Origin of the sequence: Stenotrophomonas sp. TWI273, assembly GCF_039674765.1 — a bacterium.
GTDB lineage: Bacteria > Pseudomonadota > Gammaproteobacteria > Xanthomonadales > Xanthomonadaceae > Stenotrophomonas.
The window spans coordinates 21335-42152 of sequence record NZ_JBDJOA010000006.1; the positions used below are offsets into that span (position 1 = coordinate 21335).

General features: G+C 62.5%; 17 protein-coding genes. 9 read left to right on the forward strand and 8 right to left on the reverse strand.

The genetic code is table 11. The features are described 5' to 3' along the window. Positions 1 to 266: 266 nt before the first annotated feature. Positions 267 to 3107 (forward strand): bifunctional [glutamate--ammonia ligase]-adenylyl-L-tyrosine phosphorylase/[glutamate--ammonia-ligase] adenylyltransferase, encoded by a 2841-nt coding sequence (gene glnE, locus ABE571_RS09950; RefSeq protein ID WP_346493643.1) that lies wholly within the window; start codon positions 267 to 269, stop codon positions 3105 to 3107. A 224-nt stretch (positions 3108 to 3331) separates the two neighbouring features. Here glnE and ABE571_RS09955 read toward each other — a convergent pair whose 3' ends face one another. The 5 genes from ABE571_RS09955 to ABE571_RS09975 all read right to left on the reverse strand — a co-directional run bounded on the left by ABE571_RS09955 (position 3332) and on the right by ABE571_RS09975 (position 7005). Beyond that, on the reverse strand, positions 3332 to 3886 hold the full coding sequence (locus tag ABE571_RS09955) for a queuosine precursor transporter (RefSeq protein WP_259261656.1): 555 nt from the start codon (positions 3884 to 3886) through the stop codon (positions 3332 to 3334). A 75-nt stretch (positions 3887 to 3961) separates the two neighbouring features. Then, positions 3962 to 4489 carry a hypothetical protein gene (locus ABE571_RS09960; RefSeq protein WP_346493644.1) on the reverse strand — a complete coding sequence of 176 codons (528 nt, stop codon included), beginning with the start codon at positions 4487 to 4489 and terminating at the stop codon, positions 3962 to 3964. Positions 4490 to 4523: 34 nt separating this feature from the next. After that, positions 4524 to 5045 carry a hypothetical protein gene (locus ABE571_RS09965; protein ID WP_346493645.1) on the reverse strand — a complete coding sequence of 174 codons (522 nt, stop codon included), beginning with the start codon at positions 5043 to 5045 and terminating at the stop codon, positions 4524 to 4526. Between the two features lie 67 nt (positions 5046 to 5112). Further along, positions 5113 to 5976 carry a DUF2145 domain-containing protein gene (locus ABE571_RS09970; protein WP_313211648.1) on the reverse strand — a complete coding sequence of 288 codons (864 nt, stop codon included), beginning with the start codon at positions 5974 to 5976 and terminating at the stop codon, positions 5113 to 5115. A gap of 57 nt (positions 5977 to 6033) precedes the next feature. Beyond that, complete coding sequence (locus ABE571_RS09975; RefSeq protein ID WP_313211647.1) at positions 6034 to 7005, reverse strand: mitochondrial fission ELM1 family protein; 972 nt, start codon at positions 7003 to 7005, stop codon at positions 6034 to 6036. Positions 7006 to 7134: 129 nt separating this feature from the next. Between ABE571_RS09975 and ABE571_RS09980 the strand changes: the two genes are divergently transcribed. Then, the gene (locus ABE571_RS09980; RefSeq protein ID WP_088434587.1) at positions 7135 to 7725 is read left to right on the forward strand and encodes a malonic semialdehyde reductase; all 591 of its coding nucleotides are present in this window, start codon (positions 7135 to 7137) and stop codon (positions 7723 to 7725) included. An 84-nt stretch (positions 7726 to 7809) separates the two neighbouring features. Next, positions 7810 to 8511 (forward strand): YceI family protein, encoded by a 702-nt coding sequence (locus tag ABE571_RS09985; protein WP_121042323.1) that lies wholly within the window; start codon positions 7810 to 7812, stop codon positions 8509 to 8511. 254 nt (positions 8512 to 8765) lie between these two features. Here ABE571_RS09985 and ABE571_RS09990 read toward each other — a convergent pair whose 3' ends face one another. From ABE571_RS09990 to ABE571_RS10000, 3 genes are all read right to left on the reverse strand, one after another. Beyond that, positions 8766 to 9203 carry a hypothetical protein gene (locus ABE571_RS09990; RefSeq protein ID WP_346466474.1) on the reverse strand — a complete coding sequence of 146 codons (438 nt, stop codon included), beginning with the start codon at positions 9201 to 9203 and terminating at the stop codon, positions 8766 to 8768. 57 nt (positions 9204 to 9260) lie between these two features. Beyond that, positions 9261 to 10058: a siderophore-interacting protein gene (locus ABE571_RS09995; protein ID WP_346493646.1), complete on the reverse strand. Its 798-nt coding sequence runs from the start codon at positions 10056 to 10058 to the stop codon at positions 9261 to 9263. Positions 10059 to 10148: 90 nt separating this feature from the next. Then, a complete protein-coding gene (locus tag ABE571_RS10000) occupies positions 10149 to 10652 on the reverse strand; it encodes a PadR family transcriptional regulator (RefSeq protein WP_266085530.1) in 504 nt (167 codons plus the stop codon). Between the two features lie 469 nt (positions 10653 to 11121). On the opposite strand from ABE571_RS10000, the gene aceE reads away from it, so the two are divergent. The 6 genes from aceE (at position 11122) to ABE571_RS10030 (ending at position 20702) form a co-directional block, all read left to right on the forward strand. Beyond that, positions 11122 to 13809, forward strand: a complete 2688-nt coding sequence (aceE, locus tag ABE571_RS10005; RefSeq protein WP_346466475.1) for a pyruvate dehydrogenase (acetyl-transferring), homodimeric type — start codon at positions 11122 to 11124, stop codon at positions 13807 to 13809. Between the two features lie 147 nt (positions 13810 to 13956). Beyond that, positions 13957 to 14871 (forward strand): site-specific DNA-methyltransferase, encoded by a 915-nt coding sequence (locus ABE571_RS10010; protein ID WP_346493647.1) that lies wholly within the window; start codon positions 13957 to 13959, stop codon positions 14869 to 14871. Positions 14872 to 14874: 3 nt separating this feature from the next. Next, positions 14875 to 16677: a DGQHR domain-containing protein gene (locus tag ABE571_RS10015; protein ID WP_346493648.1), complete on the forward strand. Its 1803-nt coding sequence runs from the start codon at positions 14875 to 14877 to the stop codon at positions 16675 to 16677. A 210-nt stretch (positions 16678 to 16887) separates the two neighbouring features. Further along, positions 16888 to 18423: an AAA family ATPase gene (locus ABE571_RS10020; RefSeq protein ID WP_346493649.1), complete on the forward strand. Its 1536-nt coding sequence runs from the start codon at positions 16888 to 16890 to the stop codon at positions 18421 to 18423. A 1656-nt stretch (positions 18424 to 20079) separates the two neighbouring features. Then, the gene (locus ABE571_RS10025) at positions 20080 to 20340 is read left to right on the forward strand and encodes a hypothetical protein (RefSeq protein WP_346493650.1); all 261 of its coding nucleotides are present in this window, start codon (positions 20080 to 20082) and stop codon (positions 20338 to 20340) included. Between the two features lie 191 nt (positions 20341 to 20531). After that, positions 20532 to 20702, forward strand: coding sequence for a hypothetical protein (locus ABE571_RS10030; protein ID WP_346493651.1), 171 nt, complete (start codon positions 20532 to 20534; stop codon positions 20700 to 20702). Positions 20703 to 20818 lie beyond the last annotated feature (116 nt).

Sequence of the window (20818 nt, forward strand, 5' to 3'; positions counted from 1 at the left end):
CGGCCTACTTCTGTACCCGCAAGTATTGTTTTGCAGTGCAGCGTGCAAGTTCGTCGCCGACCCTAGAAGATCGACCTGCATCCCGACGTGGGGGAGGGAGCAGAGCCCGCTGGCAGTTCGCTGCAAGCGGGCTTTTTTATGTCTCGCCTTCGGAACACCGGGGCGCCGATGGGTCTCGCGCGTCGACACGCGCCCGGTCATGACCGCGCAAACGGTGAACACGCTTCCTGCCCTGCAGGGCGACCCGCGCCGGGCATAATCCCCTCATGCCGATCTCCGACCTCGCCGCGCCCGCGCGCGTCCCCGACGCCCTTGTTCCCCTGGTGGATCGCGCCCTGGCGCGCCTGGCCCTGTCGCTGACCGACGCCGGCCACTGGCCGCCTTCGGCGCCCATGCTGGAGACCCTGCGCGCGCTGGCCGTCACCAGCGATTTCGCCATCGACACCCTGTGCCGCCGGCCGGCGCTGTTGTCGCATCTCACCCAGGAAGGCTGCCCACCGCTGCCCCTGCCGGCACTGGATCCCCTGCAGCCCAGTGAATGGCAGCAGCGCCTGCGCCGCTACCGTACCGCCGCCTCCACCCGCCTGATCTGGCGCGACCTGACCGGGCAGGATGACGTGCCTGCCACGCTTGCCGGTGCCACGCGCCTGGCGGAGGCGTGCCTGCAACTGGCGCTCTCCGCGCTGGAGCAGGAATTCACCGGCCGCCATGGCGTGGTCCGTGCGGCGGATGGCAGCGCGCAGCAGCTGGTCGTGTTCGGGCTGGGCAAGTTGGGCGGTGGTGAACTCAATTTCAGTTCGGACGTGGACCTGGTCTACGCCTACCCGCAGGGCGGCGAATCCGATGGCGCGCGCCCGCTTGCCGCCGAGGAGTACTTCGCACGCCTTGGCCAGCGCCTCGCGCGGTTGCTGGACGACACCACCGTGGATGGCTTCAGCCACCGCGTCGATCTGCGCCTGCGTCCCTTCGGCAATGCCGGGCGCGTGGCGCTGTCGTTCGCCGGCATGGACCAGTACTTCCAGCGCGAAGGCCGTGACTGGGAGCGCTATGCCTGGCTGAAGGCGCGTGCCGTCGCCGGTGATATCGCCGCGGGCGAAGCGTGGCTGCAGACCCTGCGCCCGTTCGTCTACCGCCGCTATCTGGATTTCACCGCGCTCGATGGCCTGCGCGAGATGAAGGCCGCGATCACCGCCGAGGTCTCGCGCCGCGAGATGCACGACGACATCAAGCGTGGCCCCGGCGGCATCCGCGAAATCGAATTCCTCGCGCAGGCCCTGCAACTGATCCGCGGCGGCCGCGAAGCCCCACTGCGCGAGCGTCGTCTGCTGCACGCGCTGCCGGCGCTGGTCGCCTCCGGCCAGATGGCCGAGCAGGATGGCGCCGACCTGCTGCATGCCTACGGGTTCCTGCGGCGCCTGGAAAACCGCCTGCAGATGCTCCGCGATGCACAGACGCATGCGTTGCCCACCGACACCACCGACCGCCTGCGTATCGCCAGCGGACTCGGTTACGAAGACTGGGACGCGCTGGTTGCCGCGCTGGATGTGCAGCGTGAGCGCGTCAGCACCGAGTTCGCCGCACTGCTCGCACCGCGCCGTGGCCAGGCCGCGCCGGATGCGCTGGCCAGCTACTGGCGCGGCCTGCCCGACAACGGCAGCGCCGAGGTGCTGGCCGAAGCCGGCTTCTTCGATGCCGGCAGCGCCGATCAATCGCTGCGTGATTTCGCGCAGAGCTCCGGGGTGAAGTCCTTGTCCGATGCCGCGCGTGCGCGCCTGGACCGCGTGCTGCCGGCGCTGCTGCACGCCGCCACGCGCTCACCGCAGCCGGATGCCGCGCTCAAGCGCGTGCTCGGCCTGCTGCAGGCGATCCTGCGCCGGACCAGTTATCTCGCCCTGCTCGACGAACAGCCCAGCGCATTGGCACGCCTGGTCGACGTGCTTGCACGCAGCGCACTGCTGGCCGAGCGTCTGGCGGCGTATCCGCTGCTGCTCGATGAACTGCTCGACGTGCGCGTCTCCGGGCCGATGCCGGACGCCGCGGGCATGCAGGCCGAGTGCGCTGTCGCGCTGACCATCGAGGATCCCGAAGCCGCGCTGCGCCTGCTCAACGAGACCCGGCTGGCGCTGAGCTTCCGCATGGCGATGGCCACGCTGGATGGTCGCCAGCGTGCCGTCGACACCACCCGGCAACTGGCCGAACTCGCGCAGGCGGTGGTCGTCACCGTGCTCGCGCTGGTGCAGACCGACATGCAGCGTCAGCACGGCGGCATTCCCGGCGGGCGTTTCGCCATCATCGGTTACGGCAGCCTGGGCGGACTGGAGCTGGGCTTCGGCTCGGACCTGGATCTGGTCTTCCTGCACGATCACCCGGCCGATCAGGACAGCAGCGACGGCCCCCGCCCGCTGGACCCCGGCCGCTGGTATGCGCGCCTGGCGCAGAAGGTGATGGCGATGCTCGGCGCGGTCACTGCCGCCGGCCGCCTGTACGACATCGACGTGCGCCTGCGCCCGGATGGCGGCAAAGGCGCGCTGGTGTCCTCACTGGCCAGCTACACCGAATACCAGCGCGAACGCGCCTGGACCTGGGAGCACCAGGCACTGGTGCGTGCCCGTGCCATTGCCGGCGATGACTCGCTGTTGGCCGACTTCGAACGGGTACGCGCGCAGACGCTGGCGCGCCCGCGCGACAACGCCGTGCTCTACACCGATGTGCTGAAGATGCGGGCCCGCATGCGTGCCGAGCTGGACCGCAGCGACGCCGCGCGGCTCGACCTCAAGCAGGGCGCGGGCGGCATCGTCGATCTCGAATTCCTGCTGCAGACCGGCGTGCTAGACAGCGCCGGTACGCACCCGCAGGTGGTGCAACCGCGCGATACCCCCAGCCTGATCGACGCGCTGGCCGACATCGCCTGGCTGCCCGGCGGCACCCGCGCTGGCCTGCATGAGGCGCATGCGGCGCTGCTGGATGTGGGCCTGGCCTGCACGCTGGACCGCCGCCCACGCCTGGCGCCACCGACACCTGCATTGGAAGCAGCACGCGCGATGATCACCGCGGCAAGCGATGCGGCAGGGTTGCCGTTCCAGCAACAGATCGATGTCGTCAGCTGACGGCGGTTTGCACCGTCACCGACTTCGCAGTGCTCTGGCACCGGTAGTGCCGGCCGCTGGCCGGCTCCCATGAACTCTGCAGAGCCGGCCAGCGGCCGGCACTACCCATCGTGATGCCCGACCGATAGCGATACCCGACCGATAGCGATACCCGACCGATAGCGATGCCCGACCCAGGGTGATGCCCGACCGCCAGCGCTACACCGGGCGATCGGCGCCCGATGTCACACCGCGCGCGGCGCCATCTTCCACAGCAACGCGCGGAACGGCGCCAGCAGGAACACGCCGATGGTCAGCTTCACCGCCAGATCGCCCAGCGCCCAGCTCACCCACGGCAGGCTGGAACCGGCGAACGCGATGCTCCAGAAAATCGTCGTATCCAGCGTCGCGCTGCAGGTGGTCGCCACCATCGGCGCGCGCCACCAGTGTCCACGGCGCAGACGGTCGAACACGGTGATGTCCAGCAGCTGCGCAGCGATGAAGGCCAGGCACGAGGCCACCGCGATCCGCGGCGTGGCGATCCAGATCGACAGCAGCACCGCCAACGCAAACCCGGCCCAGGCCACCCGCCGTGCCGCCTCCGGCCCAAAGCGGCGGTTGATCAGATTGCTGACCAGGAACGCCACCGGGTAGCTGAAAGCGCCCCAGGTGAGCCAGTCGTTGATCGGGTACTGCACCAGCACGTTCGAGCCCAGCACTACCGCGCCCATGGCCAGCACCGCCAGCAACAGCGAGCGCGGGGTCAATGGGGCAAAGGCAATGGCAGGACGCGCGGACATGGCGAGCCGGAAGAGTCAGGGGAACGGCGGATTATCCGGGCTTGGCCGACCGAGGGCCAGCCCGGGCCGGTTCAGTCAGAAGCGTTCGCTCATGCTGGTGGCCGCCGCGTCCTGGGTCGGCAGGAACGCCAGCGCAGCGCCTTCGGCATTGGCCACCATCCAGCCCGCACCGGCCGGCGTCGGGGTGAACGCCAGCACATCGCCCACCTTCACGCCGGCCGCCGGGTTGTCGGCACGCGCCGGCCATGCCACCACGGCCGGTGCATCCGGGGCCTGCGGGTTCTTCAACTCCACCTCGTAGCTGCCGTCCGGTTGCTGCGCTACGCGCTCCACGGTGAGTGGCGGCATCGGAGCGGCCTTCTGTCGCTTTGCGGCCCGGGCGGCGCGGTTGTGCGGCATGGCGGCGTCATGCAGTTCGCTCACGCCCAACGCACTGAGCCAGACCGGGGCGGTGATCACCGCCAGGCTCACCACCGAGGTGGTGAGGACGCTGCTGGTGACCGGTGAGGCATTGCTGAGGTTCTGGGCGGTGACCGGCAGGCTGGTCGCGAGCAAGGCCAGCGCCAGCAGTGGCGCAGCGGCAGGACGGGATATCCGGTTCATTCAATAGCTCCAGAAGACAGCGGACAGCGAGGGGTTACCAACGTGTACTCGGCTGCGCCGCCGCCGCATCGATGGGCAGGAAGGCCAAGGCCGTGCCCTCGGCTGTGGTCACGGTCCAGCCGGCGCCGCCCTGGGTGGGCGTCAGCGCCAGGACGTCGCCCACCGCCACCGCGGCTGCCGGGTTGTCTTCGCGCGCAGGCCAGGCAATCACGGCCAGCGCGTCCGGTTCCTGCGGGTTCTGCAGGGCCATTTCGATGCCGCCTTCGGGCGTGCGTTCCACCTTCTCCACGGTGAGCGGCGGCAGCGGACCGGCTTTGCCACGTGCGTCCTTGGCCGCGCGGCTGCGTCGGGCCGAAGCATCGCTGGCCTTGCTCAGGCCGGCCGAGACCAGCCACACCGGTGCGGTCACCACGACCACGCTCACCACCGAGGTGACGATGACGCTGCTGGTCACCGGGTGATTGATGCCCACCACCTGCGCGGGCGCGGGCAGGCTGGCCGCGCCTACGGCAATGGCCAGCAGCGGTGCAACGACTGCGCGCGAAACACGTGTCATCGAAGATCCTTCTGATGTCTCAACATGGGTCCGCAGTATGCCCGCTGGCGTGCTGCCCGCCGCTGACTCACGGTTTGGGGGCGGTAATGCCTTTCACCGGCACATGCGGCACGGCCAGCTCCTGCTGCAGGCTGCTGCGCAGTTGCAGGAAATCAAAGATCGATTCCACCGTCACCACCGAGTAATTGCCGGAAATGCGCTCGCTGGCCGGGTGGTCGGTAACGGCGGCATTGGGCACGAAGAAGCGCGCGCCCAGCCGCTTGGCCACGCCGATGTGCAGCGTGCTGGGGGTATACATGTGCCGCTGCAGCCATTGCTGGGCCTGGGTACGGTTGACGATCAGGGTGCGCTCTTCCACCTGCGCCATCGCCGCGCCCAGCACTTCCAGCACCCATTGGTTGGAATTCTGGTACTCGGTGCGGAACGGATAGGCCACCACGCTGTAGCGCGCCTCGTGCAGCGCCTTGGCCTGGATCGCCGGCTGGGTGAGCATCGCCTTGAGTGCATCGCGCAGCGCAGGTGTCGGCACGCCGATGCGCAGGTCGGTATGGCTGGAGGTTTCGCCGATGAAGGTGGCGACCCCTTCGCGGAACAGGTGCGACTCGGCGGTCTTGCACGGATTGAGCAGGTGCACCGCGCGCCACTGGCCGTCGTCTTCGCGCAGCAGGAAGGCCAGATGGCTGTGGCGCAGGCCGTACTTGCTCAGGTCCTGGCCACCGCGGGCGATCAGCACCACATCCACGCCCTCGAGTGCATCCAGCGCGTCGGTGGTGGCCAAGGCCACATCGAACATGGAGGCCAACGCGGCCGGAGTGGGATAGCGTTCGGTGCACTGCGGTTCGGCGTGTGCGGTCAGCGTAGCGCCCAGCAATACCGCACACAGCAGGGCGGGATGCAGGCGCTTGATCAGCGCAGCGCAGGGTACGTCCATGTCACACGGTCTCCGGCGGCACCGGCCGCGGCCGCATCATAACGCTGCGCGATGCCGTCAGGCCTGAATCCCCAACCGCGCACGTACTTCATCGGCAACGCGCGTGGTCTCGCGCAGCGGCTCGATGCGGCCCTGCGTCTGCCAGTCCAGCCAGCGCGTCTGCAACCGGCCACGTTCGCGCAGCGCGTGCTGGAAGTGTGCGAGTCGCCCTTGCGCCTGGTCGGCCAGGGCCACGGCGACCGGCATGCGCGTGGCGCACGCTTCAGAAAGCAGGTTCACCGAATCCGGCGAGACCACCACGCGGTTGGCCCAGCCCAGCAGCCCGGCATACGGGTTCACGCCGTCGCCGCCATCGCCCCAGATCACATTCGGTACCTCGGCAAACGCACTGCGCAGCGCCCCGACCAGGGCCGGTGGGGTACGTCGCGAGGTCGTGGCCAGCAGGCTGCCGCCTTCCTCGCGCAGCTGGGACGCGAGCTGCTGGAACACCTGCACCATGTCCGGCTCGTGCCAGGGCGCATGCGGGGTCGGCCCACCGACCAGCAGCGCGGTGCGCGGGCCGGGCAGGGCGCTGAACGCGGCGAATGCCGCACGGCCGCAGGCCAGCCAGTCATCGTTGACCGGATTGAGGCTGCCCAGCAGGGTGAGCACGTTGCTGCCGCGCAGGCGGTCGTGTTCGGGCACGACCAGCAGGTCCCAATGGCGCGGGCTGAGGCGAGGGTCGAGGATCTGGACGACCCTGGTGCCACGGCGGCGCAGTTCGCGCAGCGCGCCGGCGGCCTGGCGGCCACACCCAATGGCCAGTTCGGGTACCTCGGTGGCAAGCGTGGCGAAGGCCTCGCCGTAGCCGTTGGCGGCACCCGGCAACCAGCGCGGGGCCAGCCAGCGCCAGGGCGCGCGCGGGGTGAGCACCAGCGGACGATGCGCCCCCAGCTTCAATGCCGTGGCCAGGGCCACCGCCTGCCGCACATTGCCGGCACGGCCGTCAGTGATCGTCCAGGGCGGACTCCATCGTTTCACGTATGGCATTAATTCGTTTCAGTCAGGCTGGGTGTTGCAACTGTCGCGACACTCTACACTGCCAGCCTTCGCCGATCGCGCGGTCGCCCTGCCACGGTAGCCGATGCGCGAACGATTCCCCTTGTTTCCGGAGGCTTCATGTCCCACGTCCTTGACGATGCTGCGCTCGATCAGTTGTTCCGTACCGCCCGCACCCAGAACGCCTTCCTTGATAAGCCGGTCGACGACAGCCAGCTGAAGGCGCTGTACGAGCTGCTCAAGTGGGGCCCGACCGCCGCCAACGGCAGCCCGGCGCGCTTCGTGTTCGTGAAATCCCCGGAAGCCAAGGCCAAGCTTGCCCCGGCCCTGTCCGAAGGCAACCACGACAAGACCCTGGCCGCCCCGGTCACGGTGATCGTCGCCTTCGACGAAGACTTCCACGAGAAGCTGCCGTTCCTGTTCCCGCACACCGATGCCAAGGCGTGGTTCGACGGCCCGCGTGAAGGTCGCACCGAAGGCGCGTTCCGCAATGGCAGCCTGCAGGGCGCCTACCTGATCCTGGCCGCGCGCGCGCTGGGTCTGGATGCCGGCCCGATGTCCGGGTTCGACAACGCCAAGGTCGACGAAGCCTTCTTCAAGGGCACCGCGATCAAGTCGAATTTCCTCGTCAACCTGGGGTACGGTGACGCCTCGGGCCTGTTCCCGCGGCTGCCTCGCCTGTCATTCGACGAAGCGGCCCGCATCGCATAAGCGTTACCGCCGGATCGTGGCCCGTCCGTGCGGATGGGCTGCATGAATTTTTTCTTTTCCCTTCGATTACGAGAGAGACCTGACATGACCGTGACCCGCAAACTGCTGCTGCCGCTCGCCCTGACCCTGGCCATCGCCGCCTGCTCCAAGCCGGCCGACGAAGCCGCTGCTCCGGCCGCTGACGCGCCGGCCGCCACCGAAACCGCCGCCCCGGCAGCAGACGCTGCGGCTGCCGCCCCGGCTGCCGAGGCCATCCAGATCGCCTCGGGCACCTACAAGCTCGACCCGACCCACACCGACGTGCTGGTCCAGTGGAGCCACTTCGGCTTCTCGCACCCGACCGCCCACTTCGGCAGCGCCGAAGGCACCCTGGTGTATGACGCCGCTGACGTGACCAAGTCCACCGTGGAAGTGAAGCTGCCGCTGACCGGCCTGAACAGCTTCACCGCCAAGTTCGACGAGCATCTGAAGAGCGCCGATTTCTTCGACGCCGCCAAGTTCCCGGCCGCCACCTTCAAGAGCACCAAGGTTGAGGCCAACGGCACCAACAAGCTGACCGTCACCGGCGACCTGACCATCAAGGACATCACCAAGCCGGTGACCCTGGATGTCACCATCAACGGCGGCGGCGAGCACCCGATGGCCAAGGTGCCGGCGGCGGGCTTCGATGCCACCACCACCATCAAGCGCAGCGATTTCGGCGTCGGCGCGTACGCCCCGAACGTCAGCGATGAAGTGAACATCCGTATCACCACCGAGGCCACTGGCGAAAAGCCGGCTGCCTGAGTTTCTCCTCACTCGTCGTGAGAAGGCAGAAAGCCCGCCAATTGGCGGGCTTTCTTTTTTGTGCGACCGCCGATCGACACACGGTAGTGCCGGCCGCTGGCCGGCAACCAGGAATCCCGCCGAAGCGCAGCCACGCATGGCGTGGCTCTACCGTTGACGCGGCCGGGGTAGATCCACAGCGCAGCCACGCATGGCGTGGCTCTACCGTTGACGGGACCGGGGTAGATCCACGTCATGCGTGGATATCAGCGCGATCAAGCCGCCGCCACCTGTGCGCTCACCTTGCCCAGCCACAGCGTGGTGAAATCGGTCGGCGTGCGCCGTGCGGGCGCGGTCAAGCCGCTTTCACGCAGGAACGCATGGGTGGCCTGCGCAAACGCCTGGCGGGCCAGCAGCGCGGCCTGTTTCACCGAGGCCTGCTGCTTGCGCAGCTGCACGATCTGCAGGCTCGGCTTACCGGGCATCGCGTACTTCTGGTAACGGCGCAGCTCATCGGCGACCAGGTCGATATCGATGTTCGCCTGCACCAGCGCGGCCTGCGCACGGGCCAATGGCACCAGGGCGGTGCGCAGCTGGGCGATGTGCTCGCCCACGGAAGGCGCCAGCGCCGCCAGGGCGGCATCCAGCGCGGGATCGGCACGCTCGGCGCGGTCGATCAGATCGGTCAGTGCCGAAAGAGGAGAGGCTTGCATGAAAGGCACCGGCACAAAACGCGATTGTCGCATTCGCGGCCGGTGCCCGTCGCGGGCTCAGTCGTCGTGGTGCTCGCTGCCGTGCGCCTTCCAGTAGCCGGTCGAGCGGATCCAGTCCTTCGGCACGCCCAGGTGGCCCTCGATGTACTTGCGCATCATCCGGGCCCGGCGCGATTCGGCCGCGATCCAGTAGAAGGTATCGCCGTCCGGTTCCTCGAAATCGGTCAGCACGTCCTCCAGCAGGGTGCTGCTGGCGGCGTCGAAACCGTTGCGCTCCAGCCACGAGACGCGGATGCGGTCGTCCTCCGGCAGCTCCTGGCGGTCGCCGGATTCCGGGATCTCGATGTAGACATCGGCATTCGCGCCGTCCGGCAACGTCTCCAGCCAGCGGCCGATGGCCGGCAGCGCGGTCTCATCGCCGATCAGCACGTAGGTGTCGAAGTCATCGGCGGTCATGTGCGAGCCACGCGGGCCGCCCACGGCGATCGCATCGCCCGGCTGCGCGTTGGCGGCCCAGGTCGAGGCCAGGCCGTCGCCGTGCATGACGAAATCCAGCGCCAGCTCGTGGGTCTCCAGATCCCACCAGCGCGGGGTGTAATCGCGCGAGGGGGAGGGGGGCTGGCCGTCCGGATAGCGCGGGCCTTCCGGGGTCATCGTCGGGACCACGAACTGGCCCTCGGCGTTGGGGAAGAACAGCTTGACGTGGTCATCCGGCGAGGGCGAATCGAAGCCTTCCAGCGCCTCGCCACCGACGATCACCCGGCGCATGCACGGGCTGATCTCTTCGGTGCGCAGTACCTGCAGCGGGCGGAACTTCACGGTATGACGGAGCAGTCGGTTTTCATGCAGAGCCATGGGAATACCTGGATCAGTGCCGCAGCGCGGCGTTGAGAAAGAAGGACCTGGCGGGCGGTGGCTGGCTGGGTCTGAAACGAAGAAGGAAGGTCAGCGGCCCTGCGCACGGATCCGCGCAGCGGCCTCGCGCAGCGCCTCGGCCACGGCAGCGGCGTTGTCGTCCTGCCAGCGGCCGTGGCACAGCCCCAGCGCGTGCTTGAGCTCGCGCAGTGCATCGCGCACGGACGGCGGCAGGTTGGCCTTGGTGATCGTGCGCGCGCTGTCGCGCACCCGGTGCACCGCGGCATCGACCTCATCGCGCTGTGCCTCCAGCTCGGCCTGGCCCAACGCGCTGAGCGCGTAACGCTTGCGCCCACCGTCCTCGACCGCGCCGACCCAGCCGGCGGCCTCGAACTGCGCCAGCACCGGGTAGATCGAGCCGGCGCTGGGCGTGTAGACCCGCACGAACATGTCACTGATCAGCTGGATCAGCTCATAGCCGTGGCGCGGCTGGTCGGCGAGCAGAGACAGCACCAGCAGGCGCAGGTCGCCGCGGCTGAGGGGCCGGGCGGTCAGCGGGCGGGCAGGGCGGTCGAGGTCGCGCGGAGAGGTCATTTCGATATATCGAATGCAGTGGCGGAACGATATATCGAAAACTCCGGTGCGGCCAGCACTGGCGCACGCATGGCAGGGATGCGTTCAGGTCAATTCCTGCTGTGACGGTGCGTGCTTGTGGTGGAACACTGCGCGTGGTCATCGGCCTCCAACGCGTCCGATGATCCACGCCGATGCGCGTTCATACGCCCCGTCCCCGCGCACGATCCACGCCAATCGCCTCTGCCGCAGCGCCTGCGCTGTCCATCGGTGTCCTGCTGACGCGCCGGTGTCATCGCCGCCGGGCAGGCTGAAATGCAGCGTGGAACCTTCCGGCGCGGCCCTCGCGCTGTCGCCCGCTGTCCTTCCGGACACGCCGGGATGGTTCCATACGCAACCGTAGCGAAGTAAGCAAACCCCTTGGTGCGCTACACTTTGCGGCTAGAAATCTAAAACAGTCGCGCGCGTGCGTGCGGTCATGGGAGCGCAAATGAACTGGTTGAACGAGGTGCTGAACAACGACCCGAATCCTGTGGAAACCCAGGAATGGATCGAGTCGCTGAAGGCCGTAATTGATGTCGAGGGCCCCGAGCGCGCGCATCAGCTGTTGGAAGGCATGGTGGAACTGACCCGTCGTTCGGGTGCTTACCTGCCGTTCTCTCCCACCACCGAGTACGTGAACACCATCGCGCCGACCCTGGAGGCCAAGAGCCCGGGCAACGCCGAACTGGAATGGCGCATTCGTTCCATCATCCGCTGGAACGCGATGGCGACCGTCGTGCGCGCCAACCGCAAGCCGGGCGACCTGGGCGGCCACATCGCCTCCTTCGCCTCCGGCGCCACGCTGTATGACGTGGGCTTCAACCACTTCTGGCGCGCCCCGAGCGAAGACCACCCGGGCGACCTGCTCTTCATCCAGGGCCACAGCGCCCCGGGCATCTATGCGCGTTCCTTCCTGGAAGGCCGCATCGACGAAGCCCAGCTGGACAAGTTCCGCATGGAAGTCGACGGCGGTGGCCTCTCCAGCTACCCGCATCCGTGGCTGATGCCCGATTACTGGCAGACCCCGACCGTGTCGATGGGCCTGGGCCCGCTCGCCGCGATCTACCAGGCGCAGTTCCTGCGTTACCTGGAAAACCGTGGCCTGATCGAGAAGTCCGACCGCAAGGTGTGGTGCTTCATCGGCGACGGCGAGAGCGATGAGCCGGAAACCCTCGGCGCGATCGCGCTGGCTGGCCGCGAAGGCCTGGACAACCTGATCTTCGTGGTCAACTGCAACCTGCAGCGCCTCGACGGCCCGGTGCGTGGCAACGGCAAGATCATCCAGGAACTGGAAGGGGTATTCCGTGGCGGCGGCTGGAATGTCATCAAGCTGCTGTGGGGCGGTTACTGGGATGCCCTGCTGGCCAAGGACACCAACGGCGTCCTGCGCAAGCTGATGATGGAAACCGTCGACGGCGAATACCAGAACTGCAAGGCCTTCGGTGGCGCGTATACCCGTGAGCATTTCTTCGGCAAGTACCCGGAAACCGCTGCGATGGTCGCCGGCCTGTCCGACGACGATATCTGGCGCCTCAACCGTGGCGGCCACGATCCGCACAAGGTCTACGCCGCCTACCACCAGGCCGTGAACACCAAGGGCATGCCGACCGTGATCCTGGCCAAGACGGTCAAGGGCTACGGCATGGGCAGCGCGGGTGAAGCACTCAACCCGACCCACCAGACCAAGAAGCTGGACGACGACGCCGTTCGCCACTTCCGCGACCGCTTCAATATCCCGGTGACCGACGCCCAGCTGGCCGACGGCCAGGTGCCGTTCTACCACCCGGGCCCGGATTCGCCGGAAGTGAAGTACCTGCAGGAACGCCGCGCCGCCCTGGGGGGTTACCTGCCGCAGCGCCGTCGCAAGGCCGAAAAGAGCTTCAACGCACCGAAGCTGGAAAGCTACGAGCGCCTGCTCAAGAGCAGCGGCGAGCGCAGCTACTCCACCACCATGGCCTTCGTGCAGAGCCTGAACATCACCCTGCGCGACAAGGAACTGGGCCCGCACATCGTGCCGATCGTGGCCGACGAAGCCCGTACCTTCGGTATGGAAGGCCTGTTCCGCCAGATCGGCATCTACGCGCCGTTCGGCCAGAAGTACAAGCCGGTCGATGCCGACCAGCTCATGTTCTACCGCGAAGACCAGAGCGGCCAGGTACTGCAGCAGGGCATCAGCGAGCCGGGCGCCATCGCCTCGTGGATGGCCGCCGGTACCAGCTACTCGGTCAGCAACGTGCCGATGCTGCCGTTCTACATCTACTACAGCATGTTCGGCTTCCAGCGCGTGGGCGATCTTGCCTGGCAGGCCGCCGACATGCGTACCCGTGGCTTCCTGCTGGGCGGCACCGCCGGCCGCACCACGCTGAACGGTGAAGGCCTGCAGCACGAAGATGGCTTCAGCCATATCGTGGCCGGTGGCATTCCGAACGTGCGCAGCTATGACCCGACCTTCGGCTTCGAAGTGACGGTGATCCTGCAGCACGGCACCAAGGCCATGATGGAAGATCAGATTGATGAGTACTACTACATCACCCTGATGAACGAAAACTACACCCACCCGGAAATGCCGGAAGGCGCGGCCGACGGCATCGTCAAGGGCATGTACCTGCTCACCGACGCCGGCAAGCCGAAGAAGGGCGAGCTGCGCGTGCAGCTGCTGGGTTCGGGCACCATCCTGCGCGAAGCCATTGCCGCGGCCGAGCTGCTGGACAAGGACTTCGGCGTGACCGCCGACATCTGGAGCTGCCCGAGCTTCAACGAACTGCGCCGCGACGGCTTCGACGTGGAGCGTTACAACCGCTTCCACCCGGAAGGCGAGCAGCGCAAGGCATTCGTGACCGAGCTGCTGGAAGGCCGCCAGGGCCCCGCCATTGCCGCCACCGACTACGTGCGTGCGTACGCGGACCAGATCCGCTCGTTCGTGCCGATGTCGTACACGGTGCTGGGCACGGATGGCTTTGGTCGTTCGGATACCCGTGCGAACCTGCGTCGCTTCTTCGAGGTTGACCGGTACTACATCGCGCATGCCGCGATTGCGGCGCTGGCGAAGGAAGGGAAGATGACGGGTAAGGATGTGGCCAGGGCGATCAAGCAGTACAAGATTGATCCTGAGAAGGCTAATCCTGTCGGGGTTTGAGCTTTTGCCACAACGCATGTAGAAAGGGCGACCCACGGGTCGCCCTTTCTACATCCATCGCGGTGTCAAGTGGGAACGATGCCTCGGGTTGATTTTTTCACGCTTTCAAAATATAACGACCAAAGGATGCTCCAGACAGGGGAGGTTATGGACAGTTCCAGCACGCCAAGATCGGCAAAGAGGGTTGCCGAAGAGTTGGCGAATCACGAGCACAATGACGTGTTCTACAAAGGCAGCGCGTTCACGCTTGTAGACGCTCTTGCGGACGAATCTATCGATCTGATCTTCTCCTCGCCGCCATATTGCATGGGTAAGGATTACGAGAGCAGTACGTCGGTTGACGACTTTATCGAAAGCCATGAGCTACTGCTGCCGCAATTATGCAGAGCGCTTAAGCCTGGCGGGTCGATTTGCTGGCAGGTCGGATACCACGTCAAGAATGGCGTCGTCACACCACTCGACTTCCTGGCGCACGAGATCTTTTCGAAGATCGATGGAATGCGACTTCGCAATCGAATTGTATGGACATTCGATCACGGCCTTCATGCAAAGAAGAGGTTTAGTGGTCGACATGAGACCGTTCTCTGGTATTCAAAGGGCGAGCCAAATTTTGATCTGGACGCTGTCAGGGTGCCTCAGAAGTATCCCGGGAAACGGTCATACAGAGGCCCTAGAAAGGGAGAGTTGAGCGGAAACCCCCTCGGCAAGAATCCTGGCGATGTTTGGGCGATTCCCAACGTTAAGGGCGGGCATCAAGAGAAAACACATCACCCTTGCCAATTCCCCGTTGCGCTACCTCAGGCTTTTGTAAGAGCACTGTCGGCGCCGGGCGGAATAGTCTTTGATCCTTTCATGGGGGTCGGCTCAACAGGTGTTGCCGCAGCTTTGGAAGGGCGACGTTTCGTCGGGAGCGAGATCGTGGCGTCGTATGTGAAAGTTGCGCGTGAGAGGGTTCGCTCTGCGCGAGAAGGAACGGCAAGCTACCGCCCATTCCATCAGCCCATTCACGTGCCGAAGCCAACCGACGCTGTCGCGAAGAAGCCGGATCATTTCAGGGGATGAAATATGGCATTAGCAAAGGCCGCCAAAAAGCCAGTGGCGAAGAAGAGCTCAAAATCAACGAAGGCTGTAAAAGCAAAAAAAAGTCATAAGGCTCCGGCCAGAAAAGTCCTTACTGACCAGGAGCGCGCAAGAAGATCGCAGCGCAACGGCGTTCGAAGTCTGTTCGCGAGATTTGGCTTCGAGCGAATTAAGACAGATGGTATCCATTTCACTTTCGAGGGAAGATCAGGTGAATTCGATGAGGCGTTTGTTTACGAAAACGTGCTCATCATGGCAGAGTATACCGTCGGCGCAGATACGTCGGGGCACGTAAGCAAAAAGTCAATTCTCTATAACAAAGTCAGCGCGAATCAGCCTTCTTGGGTGGAATTCGCCTCGCAGACCTTTGCAGACTTTGGTCGCCATGTCACGTCAAAGAACTATAAAAGCAGTGATTTTAGGGTCTTCATCTGTTACTTCTCTATAGCCGGAGTTTCGGAGGAATATGAGGCCGGATTAAAGTCGGTCCGATTTTTAGACGGCGCGAAGCTAAGATATTTTCAATCTTTATCGAAGGCAATCCATCACAGCGCGAGGTACGAACTGTTCAGCTACCTTGGACTCTCAGGATCCGATATAGCTGAAGGTGTCCTTAAATCCGGAAGTTCTCTAGGTAAGTTTGAAGGGCATGTGCTGCCGGAGTCGTTTAGCAGCTTTCCTGAAGGTTTCAAGGTTGTCTCATTCTATGCAGATCCTGGCACTCTTCTGAAGATGGCGTACGTCCTTCGCAGGGATAGCTGGCGTGATCCAGAAGGCATGTACCAACGAGTTTTGCAGAAGGGGCGAATGAGCCAGATGCGGCGCTACCTGACCACGGAAGAGCGTGTCTTCGTCAACAACATTATTGTTACCCTTCCTAGTGATACCTCATTAAACAATCCAAGCCATCCCACAAAAAACCTAAACGCCTCTGAAATAACAAAAGTCAGAAACGCGACAATCGTTGTTCCAGATGTGCCCAATAGCATCGGTATTGTTGATGGACAGCATCGCGTGTTTTGCTATCACGAGGGTAGTGACAAGTTCGAGGCAAAGATTAAGTCGTTGAGAGGCCGTCAGAATCTATTGGTTACAGGTCTTATATATCCAGACCATTATACTGAAGTCGAGAAAAGAAAATTTGAGGCAAAACTATTTCTAGAAATCAACGACAAGCAAAAGCGGACAGGTTCCGAGCTGAAGCAGAGTATTGAAATTATACTAAATCCCTATTCGACGACATCGATTGCTAAGGCTGTTATATACAAGCTCAATGCTTCGGGGCCGTTGAAAGGATTTCTCCAGACCAACTATTTTGACCCGCCAAGCCTGATACGTACTACTTCAATCGTGAGTTACGGACTAAAGCCTCTACTCAAGCTGGATGGGGTCGATTCTCTTTATACCTCTTGGGCGAACAAGGAAAAGGGAAGACTCAAAGAGCTGCAGAGGCAGCGCGCAGCAGACGCCGAAGAGGATGTCCTGTTGTCGAAGTATATTGAGTACTCCGCAGACGAGGTGAATAAGCTGCTCGTTGGACTGAAGAGGGCCGACGATCCAGCAAGATGGAAGCTGCATGACTCACCTAAAGACCGAACGCTGACTCCAACGTTCATAAATGGAATAATCGTCTGCCTGCGCTTAATGCTCACTCAGGGGAAGCTGGGTACGGCTGAATCATACGAGAAATCCTTTAGCGGTGTTTCGGCATTCGCGTTCTCTAAGTATAAATCGAGCGCCTGGCGAAAACTTGGAGAAAGGTTGTACCAAACTCACTTCCCGAGGTAGCAAGACAGGTGAATGGACGAGTCGCCATAGCGCAGTTGCTCTATGCATCATAGGCCGTTGCAGGACCAAGCATTTATCCTGGTGATCATCAACTTGGTGCCTCAGTGCCCCTGTGTGGACATGCCTCCCGCAGCAGCAGGCGGTCGCCCGCTAGGAAGATAATCAATACTTTGAGGGTTGTGGATGCGTTTCTATTTGGCAGGTGAAAACGTGGGTCTTGCCCCCGATCCGAGTAATACAGTGCAACTTGTGCCGAGTAGGTGGGATGATTTCCATTACAAGACGCAGTTTACCTTGCGCTACATGAGGGGTGCTGGCGATTATATTTCGTTGGGGGCGGTGAAGATCGGTTATCGAAATCAACCCCAGGGATGGACGAAGGATGCGATGCCGAGCGAGTTTGTAGAGCTTCCTCCCGGTTGGTTCTCAGTGGGATTGGATGTTGAGTTCTATAAAGAGCTGAGCCTTCTGTCTGCATCTGAACGTGATGCAATTCTCCTCGGGCTCCGTGACGTAGCATTTAGTGAAGAATTTTTGCGAGACGCCCAGTCCGAGGATGTGTATGTGACGTCGCTTCTTCGGGACGTGAGCGAAAGCGTGGTCGTTACTCAGTACAGGAGAGTTCTCCGAGGTGAGGCCATCCTCACAGACTACGTTTTCTCATACAGCGATCTTGGAGCTGCCGAGCGATCGCCGGTCGATCTATCATTTCGAATAAGTGCCGGATCAAAACCGCCGACTAATATTCACGTGCTCATCGGAAGAAATGGGATTGGTAAAACGACCATTCTGAACGGGATGGTGGCTGCCGTTCATTCCGATTATCAAGAGCAGAGGACTGGTGAGTTCTCGAACGGCGCAACCGCGACTGGGAGTGGCCGGGCGCCTGAAGAGTTTTTCAGTGGAATTGTGTCCGTCTCCTTTAGTGCATTTGATCCATTCTTACCTCCTCCGGATAGTCTCCAGCCAAGTCGCGGGCCCAAGTATGCCTACATCGGGCTAAAGAAAGGTCGGAGCGGAAGAGATGCTGACCCTAGTCTCAAATCTGAGCCCGACCTCATCGATGAGTTCATTGATGCATACCGGGGGTGCATGTCACAAGACTCGAAAAGGGGGCGTTGGTTAAGGGCACTCAACCGCCTTGAGTCTGATGTCAACTTCTCTGCGATGAACCTCTGTGACCTGGCCATCGAGTTCGCGCAATCTGAGGAGATCGCGATTCGCTCTGCGCGTCATAAGGTTGGAAAGATGAGCTCAGGTCACAAGATCGTGTTGCTGACAATAACTGCGTTGGTCAATCTAGTTGAAGAAAAGACTTTGGTGCTGCTTGATGAGCCAGAAAGCCACCTTCACCCGCCACTGCTTTCTGCCTTCACGCGCGCTCTCTCAGAGCTCTTGCACGACCGAAATGGCGTCGCAATCGTGGCTACGCATTCGCCGGTGGTCGTGCAGGAAGTTCCCAGGATATGCGTTTGGAAAATCATGCGCTCGGGGCTCGAGTGGCGTCGAAGTCGCCCTGGAAGAGAGACTTTCGGGGAGAGCGTTGGAGAGTTGACCAAGGAAGTCTTTGGTCTTGAGGTTTCGAAATCTGGGTTCCACGCAACGCTGCAAGAGGAAGTCGATGCTGGTAAATCTCTTCAGCAGATCAGGGAGGAATTCAATGGCAGAATCGGAATGGAAGGGCTGTCTATACTAATGTCAATGATAGCTTCTAGGGATTCGGCCAACGGGGAGGCGCTAGTTTGATAATTCTGCAGAGGCCCGCCTTCTGCCAGGATGATGTGCTGAATGCGTGCATTGCAGAAGTTGGAGATCCCGACATTCAGTCACGCTGCGGCGAGGTCAGCTATCTGCTGGCTGAGCATGAAGCCAGATACGCTGAAATGGCGATAGCCAGCCAACTGTACCTGGCGCCTATACATGCGCGTGGAGGTAATGATGTTGCCGTGTTGCTGAGGGCCACGCGAGGAGATTTAAAGGGGCTTTACTCGAATCAGATGTCTCGCAGTGGAAGAGATGCAAGGAGATACTACGACAAAATTAAAATGTCCGCTGCTCGGGGTGTCTGTCCATACTGCGGTATAGGTACTGTGGAGACATTGGACCATTTTTTGCCGAAGGGAAGGTATTCAATTTACTCAGTACTTCCATTAAATCTGGTGCCTGCCTGCCGAGATTGCAATACCGAGAAGAGGGCTGAAGTATTCGGGGAGGAGGACGTTCCATCTCATCCTTACTTTGAAGACGCGCGAGTAGCGAGTGAAGCTTGGCTGCGGGCCGAGGTTATCGATGGAGAAGAGCCCTACGCTCGGTTCTTCATCGACCATCCTCCTGGTTGGCCCGCCGAGCTGGCCGGTAGGGTGCGCAATCATATGGAGGCGTTCGGGTTGGCTCGCCGGTATTCCATCCAGGCTGCCAGCCGGTACTCTTACTATGCAGGAATGATAGATCGGCTGGTCTCTAGTGGAGGCGCCGCTAATGTGCAGGCGTTGATCGGAATTTGCGCGGAGTCAGAAATGGACGCACATGGCGTTAATTCCTGGCAGTCAGCACTGGCCAGGGCTATATCGAGCAGTGATTTTTTTCTCCAATCCGGTTACCGACATTTCGTTCGCTAGGCTAGGCTCAATTCAGCCCTTTTTCACCCGTACTTGCGTTGTAGCGGTGGAGAAGCGGAGACTCTTTCGGCTTAGCTGTAGCTCTACCACTGACACGAAGCTCGGTGCCTCTCAAGCTGACATTTATCGACTGCGTATTCAGCGAGTGATGGGCTTGGTAAGTGCATCCCACCCCGTTCTTGGTAGCTGGAGCCGGCAAGAGAGGGGGCGACGCAAATCCGCATCGTGGGTGTTTCGACGCCAACGAGATTAAGATCAACGACTGTGCAAGTCGGCCCGGAGCAGGAGGCCGTTGGACACGACGTTCGTTTCCTTGCCCATATAGCGATGAATAAGGGCCGCCTCAAGGACATCGACCACCCCGCCACCGGTCATTGCGCATTTGCTTCTCTAGGCGTGCAGAGGGCCGGCCCGAAGTTCTCGCTGCCCCTGGCGTTGTACGACGGACCTAAGAGCACGATCTCTGATCTTCGACGTCCTCTGGAAGGAAAGAGCCGGAGTCATGACAGGCTCACGCTGATGCTCAAGCCGGGTAAACCTAGCCTCTGAGATGGCAGTAGATGGCCCGATGTCCAGGAGCTTAATGAGAGCCCGGTGACCTCCGTCCCGACGTTCTTCGCAGGCTTTAGGCCATCCATCCGCTCCTGTTAAAGTTGCTCCAAGACGTGGGAAATGCTCTGCATGCGGTACGCCCATGCCTTGGGAGTGCGGCCATGCTCCAGGAAGCGCTCCGATAGAGCTGCGCCTTGTTCATGCAAGCGCCAAGACTTTGATGACCCTAGTCATGCCTATTCCTCTTCCACCAATTCCTGCCAAGCTTCGTGAAATGCTCAAGGACTACCCAAAGCGCGTCGAACGATTCCAAGAGGCTCTCAACGGTGTGATGGAGAAGCCGCCGTCTGCTATGCCGCGTTTCGAATTGGCTGTGTGGGCGTTGGAAGGTCGGTTGGAAACTTTCAATAAAGAGGCGAGAAAAGAGCTCAGGGCGGCCAACGCTTCTGGTGACACAGCGCTACTCGCCAGAGCCGAAGAGAAGAGCTCTTGATGTCACGGGTTGCTTGGAAGCATGTCTTGCTCGGTGACGTTGCTCTCAGGGACTACTTCGACAATCACAGGGACGTGTGAAATGAGTAGCAACGCGGATCATCTTGGTGGCAGTGAGCACGCTCGTATCTTTCAGAAGCGGATCATCCCGGGTAGTGGGCTTGAGACAACCCCGGCCACCTACGCGCGGGCATGCTGACCGAACAGGCGGTGAAGACCCCTCTTGAGGAATCGCTGGAGCAGTTTGACGTGGTCGCGCACGAGCAGGAACAGCGCAATCAGCAACTGAACCTCCAGCGGCAGCTTGAAGATGACAAAGTGCAGCATGAAATGCAGATTGCTGCCGCCAGCGTAGGCGACTAGCTCAGCTGTTCAACAGTAGCCCGGCCGGCTGCCACACCACAGCCGCGCGATACATGTGGAGTCGTTGCCGAACGGCAGCGCCGTCTCACCGTTTAGGACCGGGCCGAAACCGACGC

Coding starts and splice junctions, on each gene's coding strand:
- glnE (WP_346493643.1), top strand. CDS start 267: ATGCCGATCTCCGACCTCGCCGCGCCCGCGCGCGTCCCCGACGCCCTT.
- ABE571_RS09955 (WP_259261656.1), bottom strand. CDS start 3,886: ATGTCCGCGCGTCCTGCCATTGCCTTTGCCCCATTGACCCCGCGCTCG.
- ABE571_RS09960 (WP_346493644.1), bottom strand. CDS start 4,489: ATGAACCGGATATCCCGTCCTGCCGCTGCGCCACTGCTGGCGCTGGCC.
- ABE571_RS09965 (WP_346493645.1), bottom strand. CDS start 5,045: ATGACACGTGTTTCGCGCGCAGTCGTTGCACCGCTGCTGGCCATTGCC.
- ABE571_RS09970 (WP_313211648.1), bottom strand. CDS start 5,976: ATGGACGTACCCTGCGCTGCGCTGATCAAGCGCCTGCATCCCGCCCTG.
- ABE571_RS09975 (WP_313211647.1), bottom strand. CDS start 7,005: ATGCCATACGTGAAACGATGGAGTCCGCCCTGGACGATCACTGACGGC.
- ABE571_RS09980 (WP_088434587.1), top strand. CDS start 7,135: ATGTCCCACGTCCTTGACGATGCTGCGCTCGATCAGTTGTTCCGTACC.
- ABE571_RS09985 (WP_121042323.1), top strand. CDS start 7,810: ATGACCGTGACCCGCAAACTGCTGCTGCCGCTCGCCCTGACCCTGGCC.
- ABE571_RS09990 (WP_346466474.1), bottom strand. CDS start 9,203: ATGCAAGCCTCTCCTCTTTCGGCACTGACCGATCTGATCGACCGCGCC.
- ABE571_RS09995 (WP_346493646.1), bottom strand. CDS start 10,058: ATGGCTCTGCATGAAAACCGACTGCTCCGTCATACCGTGAAGTTCCGC.
- ABE571_RS10000 (WP_266085530.1), bottom strand. CDS start 10,652: ATGACCTCTCCGCGCGACCTCGACCGCCCTGCCCGCCCGCTGACCGCC.
- aceE (WP_346466475.1), top strand. CDS start 11,122: ATGAACTGGTTGAACGAGGTGCTGAACAACGACCCGAATCCTGTGGAA.
- ABE571_RS10010 (WP_346493647.1), top strand. CDS start 13,957: ATGGACAGTTCCAGCACGCCAAGATCGGCAAAGAGGGTTGCCGAAGAG.
- ABE571_RS10015 (WP_346493648.1), top strand. CDS start 14,875: ATGGCATTAGCAAAGGCCGCCAAAAAGCCAGTGGCGAAGAAGAGCTCA.
- ABE571_RS10025 (WP_346493650.1), top strand. CDS start 20,080: ATGCCTATTCCTCTTCCACCAATTCCTGCCAAGCTTCGTGAAATGCTC.
- ABE571_RS10030 (WP_346493651.1), top strand. CDS start 20,532: ATGCTGACCGAACAGGCGGTGAAGACCCCTCTTGAGGAATCGCTGGAG.